The 6,981-nt window shown below is 54.2% G+C and carries 7 protein-coding genes; 3 read left to right on the top strand and 4 right to left on the bottom strand.

What is annotated here, in order from left to right:
* Positions 1-150 precede the first annotated feature (150 nt).
* Positions 151-1,371, bottom strand: coding sequence for an MFS transporter (locus EHN07_RS13360; RefSeq protein ID WP_124024603.1), 1,221 nt, complete (start codon positions 1,369-1,371; stop codon positions 151-153).
* A 180-nt stretch (positions 1,372-1,551) separates the two neighbouring features.
* Between EHN07_RS13360 and EHN07_RS13355 the strand changes: the two genes are divergently transcribed.
* Both EHN07_RS13355 and deoR read left to right on the top strand, forming a co-directional pair.
* Positions 1,552-2,232, top strand: coding sequence for a phosphatase PAP2 family protein (locus EHN07_RS13355; protein WP_244202401.1), 681 nt, complete (start codon positions 1,552-1,554; stop codon positions 2,230-2,232).
* 181 nt (positions 2,233-2,413) lie between these two features.
* On the top strand, positions 2,414-3,178 hold the full coding sequence (gene deoR / locus EHN07_RS13345) for a DNA-binding transcriptional repressor DeoR (RefSeq protein WP_124024601.1): 765 nt from the start codon (positions 2,414-2,416) through the stop codon (positions 3,176-3,178).
* On the opposite strand, the gene dacC is transcribed toward deoR, so the two are convergent.
* A complete protein-coding gene (dacC, locus tag EHN07_RS13340) occupies positions 3,179-4,384 on the bottom strand; it encodes a serine-type D-Ala-D-Ala carboxypeptidase (protein ID WP_124024600.1) in 1,206 nt (401 codons plus the stop codon).
* A gap of 249 nt (positions 4,385-4,633) precedes the next feature.
* Here dacC and EHN07_RS13335 point away from each other — a divergent pair, with 249 nt between their 5' ends.
* Complete coding sequence (locus EHN07_RS13335) at positions 4,634-5,260, top strand: glutathione S-transferase family protein (protein WP_124024599.1); 627 nt, start codon at positions 4,634-4,636, stop codon at positions 5,258-5,260.
* On the opposite strand, the gene EHN07_RS13330 is transcribed toward EHN07_RS13335, so the two are convergent.
* Positions 5,252-6,370: a PQQ-dependent sugar dehydrogenase gene (locus EHN07_RS13330; protein ID WP_124024598.1), complete on the bottom strand. Its 1,119-nt coding sequence runs from the start codon at positions 6,368-6,370 to the stop codon at positions 5,252-5,254. The genes EHN07_RS13335 and EHN07_RS13330 overlap by 9 nt on opposite strands.
* Before the next feature lie 122 nt (positions 6,371-6,492).
* Positions 6,493-6,909, bottom strand: coding sequence for an IS200/IS605 family transposase (tnpA, locus tag EHN07_RS13325; RefSeq protein ID WP_124024597.1), 417 nt, complete (start codon positions 6,907-6,909; stop codon positions 6,493-6,495).
* Between the last annotated feature and the right edge of the window lie 72 nt (positions 6,910-6,981).

Here is a 6,981-nt window from a genome sequence, read left to right as displayed (position 1 = left end):
TGACACGTTCACCGTATGCAGAAGTTGCAGAGATAACTATAGGTTCAGGTGAACGGAAAACCTGTGAAGCTTACAAATCTCACCCTGACAGATTGCCAGAGTGAGGTGTGAGTTATGTATAAGATACTACCCTTTGGGTGAGGGTGATTGTCAGGCGTCAGTCCGGTTACCCACGCTCTTATCTTGCAAAAACACCAACATCAAACCCAGCCAGATAACGCCGCCTGCCAGGTTCAACAGGCTGAACAAACCGTTGCCGCCAAGCAGATAAGCATGCTTGCTCACCTCAATCCCGACGGTGAAAATCAGCATCTGTAGCATGCCCATCGCTGCCGAAACGGTACCTTTGCTCATCTCGCTGGCGAACAGCGTCAAACGAACCAGACCTGCATTCGCAAGGCCAATCCCGAAGGCGTAAATACTCAGCCCGGCAGTCATCCACAGGTAAGCGTGCGTTGATGCCATCGTCGCCACCGCCGCAACCACCAGCCCCGGCACAATCCACCAGCCGCCGAGAATAATCAGCGAACGCACGCTGCGGCGCGAAGTTAACCGCGCCAGCACCAGGTTACCGATAATCAGCGCGCCGAAAATTGGCACCTGCAACAAACCATATTCGTAGGTCGACAGCTTTTCGCCGCTAATGATGATAATCGGCGATTGTGCGATCCACGCCAGCAGCGGCAGGCTAACAAAACCAATCGCCAGCGCACCGGCAACAAAGCGCCCGTTGCTCAGCACCAGCTTGTAATCATGGCCTAAATCACGCAGCGAAAGCTTTTCCCCCAGACGCGTCGCGGTTTCAGGCATCGCGCGGTGTAAGCCGTAGAAGGAGAACGCCGCCAGCGCCGCAAACAGCACAAACATGGTTTCCCAGGGCGCGTAGTGGATCCACGCGGCCCCAACCAACGGGCCAAGCAATGGGGCAATCAGCGCTACGTTCGCCATTAAAGCGGTGATTTTGATACACACCGCCTCTTCGAAAGACTCCTGAATCGCCGCATACCCTACCGCACCGATAAAGCACAGGCTAATGCCCTGCAAGAATCGCAGGAAGGTGAATTGTTCGATGTTTTGCGCCAGCAATGTCGCCAGACAGGTGACGATAAACCACACCACGCCGGTCAGCATCACCGGACGGCGGCCAATACGATCGGACAGCGGCCCCAGCAGCCACTGCAAAAACATGCCGCCCGCCAGATAAGCGGTCATCGAGGTCGGCACCCACTCAAGCCCCGCATGGTACTGTTCGACAACCGCCAGCATGCCGGGCTGGATCATGTCGTTGCCGATATAGGTAGAAAATTCATAGAGCACCAGACACAGCGGGAACAGCAGTGCCTGGCGACCCAGTCGCTTATTATTTTGCATGAGAAACTCAAAGGAGAAGAAAACGCACGAAGTGTAATAAATTGCCCGCGCAGTAGATAGTGAATTGTTAGTGACGCCAGCGGGATAACTCAGCCGTTTAAGGTTTTCTTAATATCCCCTGCGTATCCTTGCTCCCTGTTCAGAATTTTATAACCCAACAACATGACAAATAAGACAAAAATGCTTTACCGCCTGCCGCTACGCTTTTACCTTAACCAGCTTATTGCCCTGTTTTTGCTGGCGCTGGTGTTTACCTGGCTGGCGCGTGATGAGGGGTTAGACCATCTGTTGACCGGCTACTGGTTTGACGCCGCCACTCAAAGCTTTCCCTGGCAACAAGATCCGCTGCTGGATTTGCTAAACCACCGCCTGCTGAAACAGTTAATTATCGCCGCCGGAGCGTTCTGCCTGTTGTATGGCCTGATTCGCCGGCAGCCACGCCTGATTTTAGTGGCGGCGCTGTTCGGGCTGGGCGCACTAAGCGTCGGGATATTGAAAACTGCCAGCCATCACTCCTGTCCGTGGGATTTGCTGGAGTACGGCGGCAAAGCAATCTCGTATCCGCTGTTTGGTGCCGTGCCTGACGGCAGCGGCTCAGGGCACTGCTTCCCTGGCGGCCATGCCTCAAGCGGGTTTGGTGTGATGGCGCTGTTTTTCCTGTTTTATCGCGAGCGCCCGCGCCTGGCATGGAGCTGCTGCGCCTTAGGTGTCGCGCTGGGTCTGGCGATGGGTTACGGCCAGGTGATGCGCGGCGCGCATTTTTTCAGCCACAACCTGTGGGCAGGTTGGTGGGTATGGTTAACGCAAGTGGTGGTGTACGGCATGGTCTCCACATGGCTGGTTAAGGAACCTAAAGTATGATGATCGCGCAAATACCTCGGGCAGGCAGATTTACGCACGTCTGCATCAGTATTACCGTTTCTGTTTCGCGTGGCCCATCCGTAAAGGCTGGGTGCGTGACTAAGCCTTAGCGCGCAGGTAAGATGTCGAAAATAGAGTGAAAAGACCGGCGCTGCCGGTTTTTTACTATTCAGAGGGCATTATGGAAACCCGGCGCGACGAACGTATCAACCGCCTGATTCAGGCACTTAAACGCAGCGACAAAATTCATCTGAAAGAGGCTTCCGCCCTGCTCGGTGTTTCTGAAATGACCATTCGCCGCGACCTCAGCAGCGAAGCAGGCCCGGTGGTGTTGCTCGGCGGCTATGTGGTGCTTGAACCCCGCAGCGTCACCGCCAATCACTATCTGTTAAGCGATCAGAAATCCCGTCGCATTGATGAAAAGCGCCATGCGGCAAGGCTTGCGGCAGCGCTGGTGCGCCCGCATCAGACGGTGTTTTTTGACTGCGGCACCACCACGCCTTATATCATTGAAGCGCTGGATGATGAGCTGCCATTTACCGGCGTGTGTTACTCGTTAAATACTTTTCTGGCGCTGCAGGATAAACCGGCTTGTCGGGTGATTTTGAGCGGCGGTGAGTTTCATGCCAGTAATGCGATATTCAAACCGCTCAATTTCCAGCAGTGTCTGAATCATTTTTGCCCGGACATTGCCTTTTTCTCGGCGGCAGGGCTTCATCCCCGGCACGGGGCGACCTGTTTTAATCTCGATGAGCTACCGGTAAAACACTGGGCGTTAGAGATGGCGCAGCAGCGCGTGCTGGTGGCAGACAGCAGCAAATTCGGCAAAGTCCGCGCCGCCTGTATGGGGCCGCTTTCCGCCTTTGATTTGATTATCAGCAATCAGCAGCCCGACGCGGCGTTTATGGAGTACGCCGCGTCGGTAAAGGTTTCAGTTCAATGGTAATCAGGCAAACCAGCTGCCAAACCAGCCGTGGAATTTCATCAGCACGAAGTCCCACATCCGGCTAAAGAAGCCCCCCTCTTCCACCGCCTGCATCACCATCAGCGGACGCTGTTCAATGGATTTACCGTTCAGCTGGAAGTCGATAGTGCCCACAACCTGACCTTTCTTCAGCGGCGCGGTAAGCTGCGGCTGGTTGAGGGTGAAGCTGGCTTTCAGATTTTTCAACTGCCCGCGTGGAATGGTGACGGCCCCCCCTTCGCCTGCGCCGAGATTAACTTCACTCCGATCGCCGTACCACACGCGTTGGGTGACAAAAGTCGCATCCGGTTTGATCGGGGTAACGGTTTCAAAGAAGCGGAAGCCCCAGGTCAGAAGTTTCTCACTTTCATTAAAGCGAATACGGTCGTTTTTGGTGCCCAGCACCACGGAAATCAGGCGCATATCGCCAGAGGTTGCCGAGGCAACCAGATTGTAGCCAGCGCCGGTAGTGGTGCCGGTTTTCATGCCGTCCACGTTAAGGTTTGAGCTCCACAGCAAGCGGTTACGGTTGGGCTGCTTAATATTGTTGAAGGTGAACTCTTTCTCTTTGTGGATGGCGTACTCTTCCGGCACATCATGAATTAACGCTCTGCCCAGTAATGCCATATCGCGCGCGGTACTAAACTGCCCTGAGGCGTCAAGGCCGTGTACCGTTTTGAACGTGGTGTTAGTGAGGTTCAGCTTTTGCGCATAGTTGTTCATCAGGCTGACGAACGAGTCCTGGCTGCCAGCCACATAATCGGCAATCGCGATGCTGGCATCGTTGCCCGACTGAATAATCACCCCTTTATTCAAATCCTCTACCGAGACTTTATCGCCCGGTTTTAAGAACATCAGCGATGAGCCGCGCAGCGCCGGGTTACCGGTAGCCCAGGCATCTTTGCCGATGGTAACCATATCGGTCAGTTTGATCTTATCGGCTTTTAGCGCCTGCCCAACCACATAGCTGGTCATCAGCTTGGTCAGACTCGCCGGGTCCAGCTGCAGGTCGGCATCGCCTTCAGCCAGCACTTTGCCACTGGCGTAATCCATTAAGATCCAGGCTTTCGCATCGACCTGCGGTGCGTTCGCCGTCTGTTCTGCACCTGCCGCAGGCGCGGCTATCAACAACAGAGTCGTACCTGCCAGCAATGCTCGTAGCGAAGCAGGGATTTGCAAAGTTTTCATAACACCACCCAGTATCCATTCTAAAAAAGTCACGGCGCACGCCGCCGCTCAATCATGCAAGTTGCCAGTAAACTAACGTGTGAAACCGCTTAAAGAAACATAGCCCTGGTAAAGTTTTTTAAGTTTATTCGATAACGGCGTCGCTTGCCGCCTGGTTGACGAGTTTTTTAGCGGCAATGGCGCTTACGTGCTGTTTTCTTCACCAATGCGCGCCATACTGAGGCATAAACCAACCAATGGGGAAACAACATGATTACTGTTTGGGGCCGGGTCAATTCAACGAATGTGAAGAAAGTGCTGTGGTGCCTGGAAGAGTCGGGCGTGGAGTATCGAGTCATTCCGGCCGGAGGCCAGTTTGGTAAAACCCAGGATGCCGAATATCTGGTGCTGAACCCGAACGCGCTGGTGCCCTGTATCCAGGACGACGCCACCGACCTGACGCTGTGGGAGTCCAACACCATCGTGCGTTATCTGGCTGCGCAATACGCCAGCGAGAAGCTGTGGGTTGCCGAACCTGCCGCGCGTGCGCGTGGTGAAAAGTGGATGGACTGGACGGGAACCGCCCTTGCCGGTCCACATCGTGGAGTCTTTTTCAGCCTGGTACGCACCGCGCCTGAACTACGCGATGAAAAACTGATTGCCGATAGCATCGCGCAGTGCAACACCCTGTTTGCCATGCTGGATGCGGAACTGGCCAATCAGCCATGGCTAAGTGGCGAAGCGTTCGGTAGCGCCGATATTGCCCCTGGCCCAATCATTTACAACCTGTTTAACCTCGACATCCAGTGGCATGATTTTCCCAACCTGCAACGCTGGTATCAGCAGTTGACCCAGCGCCCCGCCTTCCAGAAAACGGTAATGATCCCGCTAAGCTGAGGGGCTGATTTTCAGCAGTTGCCCGTCAGATTCGTCGGTCAGGAGATAAAGGTAGCCGTCCGGGCCGACGCGCACATCACGGATCCGCTCGCCGTGGTCGTCAAGCAAACGCTTTTGTTCCGTGACTTTGTCGCCGCTGAGCGTCAGCTCAATCAGGTTTTTCTCTTTCAGCGCGCCAATAAACAGCTTCCCTTTCCATTGTGGGAATTTATCGGCGTTATAGAAGGCCATGCCGCTCACCGCAGGAGAAACTTTCCAGTAATAAAGGGGCTGCTCAGTGCCGGCAACGATTTCACCTTTTGCTTCCGGGATCGGCAGCCCGCTGTAATTTATGCCCCAGGTCGCCAGCGGCCAGCCGTAGTTTTTACCCGGTTGTGATCCATTAATTTCATCACCGCCACGCGGACCATGTTCATTAAGCCAAAGCTCGCCGTTGGCTGGGTTAAATGCCATACCCTGAGGGTTGCGGTGCCCGTAAGACCAGATTTCGCTACGGGCTCCCTGCTTACCCACAAATGGGTTATCCGGCGGCACTTCGCCATCCTGCGTCAGGCGTATCACTTTCCCTTGCAGTTTGTCCAAATTCTGCGCGGTAGAACGTTGGTTATTTTCCCCCAGCGCGATAAACAAATAACCTTTGCCGTCAAAGACCATACGCCCGCCAAAATGGTTTCCGGTGGAAAGCTTTGGCGCCTGGCGGAATACCACTTTGAAGTTCTCCAGCCGCTGCATATTGCTACTCAGCGTGCCGTAACCCACCGCCGTACCTGCTTTATCATCGCTATTGCCTTCGGCAAAACTGAGCCAGACGCGACGGCTTTGTGCAAAATCAGGCGCCAGCACCACGTCCAGCAGGCCCCCCTGCCCATGGGCCCAGACTTTTGGCACCCCAACAATCGGGTCGCCCAGCCCTTCGTCGGTTTGCCAACGGCGCAATTGCCCAGCACGCAGCGTGATCAGCATGCCCTGGTTATGCGGTAAAAAAGCTAACGACCAGGGGTGGTCGAGTTTACTTTGTAGCACCTCAACCTTGAGCGCGGCGGCCCAGCTAACGCCTGCAGAAAACAGGAAAGTCGCGGCAATAAATGAACGTATCAGGGACCGTGGCATAGTCTTCTCCTTATCGGTATCCACGATAAGGGTAGTCTTCCGGAACGGGGAGCGGGTAATTTTACCCGGTGTGCCGTAAAGCCCCGTCCTTCAGGGCAGGGATATAAGGCACGGTTTTCTACCTAACCTGGTGTTTGCTGTTGCTCAATGTATTGCCTGATGATGGATATTGGCGCTCCGCCGCAACTACTGGCAAAGTAACCCGGAGTCCACAGAACGCCTTTGTAATAATACCGAGCCGCAATATCAGGGCGGTCACGACGGAGTAACCGACTGGACACCCCTTTGAGGCTGTTCACCAAACTGGATACCGCTAATTCTGGCGGGTAGTTGACCAGCAAATGAACGTGATCGCTTTCACCGTCCATCTCAACCAGTTCAACATCAAAATCAGCGCATACACTGGCAAAGTAGCTGCGTAGCTTCTCAATGGCATCCTGATCAAATATTTTTCGTCGATACTTAGCAACAAATACCAGGTGAACATGCATCAGGAAAGTACTGTGTCTTCCTCGACGAATATCAGTTTCTTTTGTCATAGGCCAAAAATATCATCTTCCATATGAAACGACTACAAGCCTTCAAATTCCTGTTAAGACCTAATGGTCAGC

Source organism: Buttiauxella warmboldiae (genome assembly GCF_003818135.1).
Taxonomy (GTDB): Bacteria; Pseudomonadota; Gammaproteobacteria; order Enterobacterales; family Enterobacteriaceae; genus Buttiauxella; species Buttiauxella warmboldiae.
This window is presented reverse-complemented; position numbering and strand designations above follow the sequence as displayed.

Excerpts from the sequence above, each read along its gene's own strand:
- EHN07_RS13360 (WP_124024603.1), bottom strand. The coding sequence starts at position 1,371 with ATGCAAAATAATAAGCGACTGGGTCGCCAGGCACTGCTGTTCCCGCTG.
- EHN07_RS13355 (WP_244202401.1), top strand. The coding sequence starts at position 1,552 with ATGCTTTACCGCCTGCCGCTACGCTTTTACCTTAACCAGCTTATTGCC.
- deoR (WP_124024601.1), top strand. The coding sequence starts at position 2,414 with ATGGAAACCCGGCGCGACGAACGTATCAACCGCCTGATTCAGGCACTT.
- dacC (WP_124024600.1), bottom strand. The coding sequence starts at position 4,384 with ATGAAAACTTTGCAAATCCCTGCTTCGCTACGAGCATTGCTGGCAGGT.
- EHN07_RS13335 (WP_124024599.1), top strand. The coding sequence starts at position 4,634 with ATGATTACTGTTTGGGGCCGGGTCAATTCAACGAATGTGAAGAAAGTG.
- EHN07_RS13330 (WP_124024598.1), bottom strand. The coding sequence starts at position 6,370 with ATGCCACGGTCCCTGATACGTTCATTTATTGCCGCGACTTTCCTGTTT.
- tnpA (WP_124024597.1), bottom strand. The coding sequence starts at position 6,909 with ATGACAAAAGAAACTGATATTCGTCGAGGAAGACACAGTACTTTCCTG.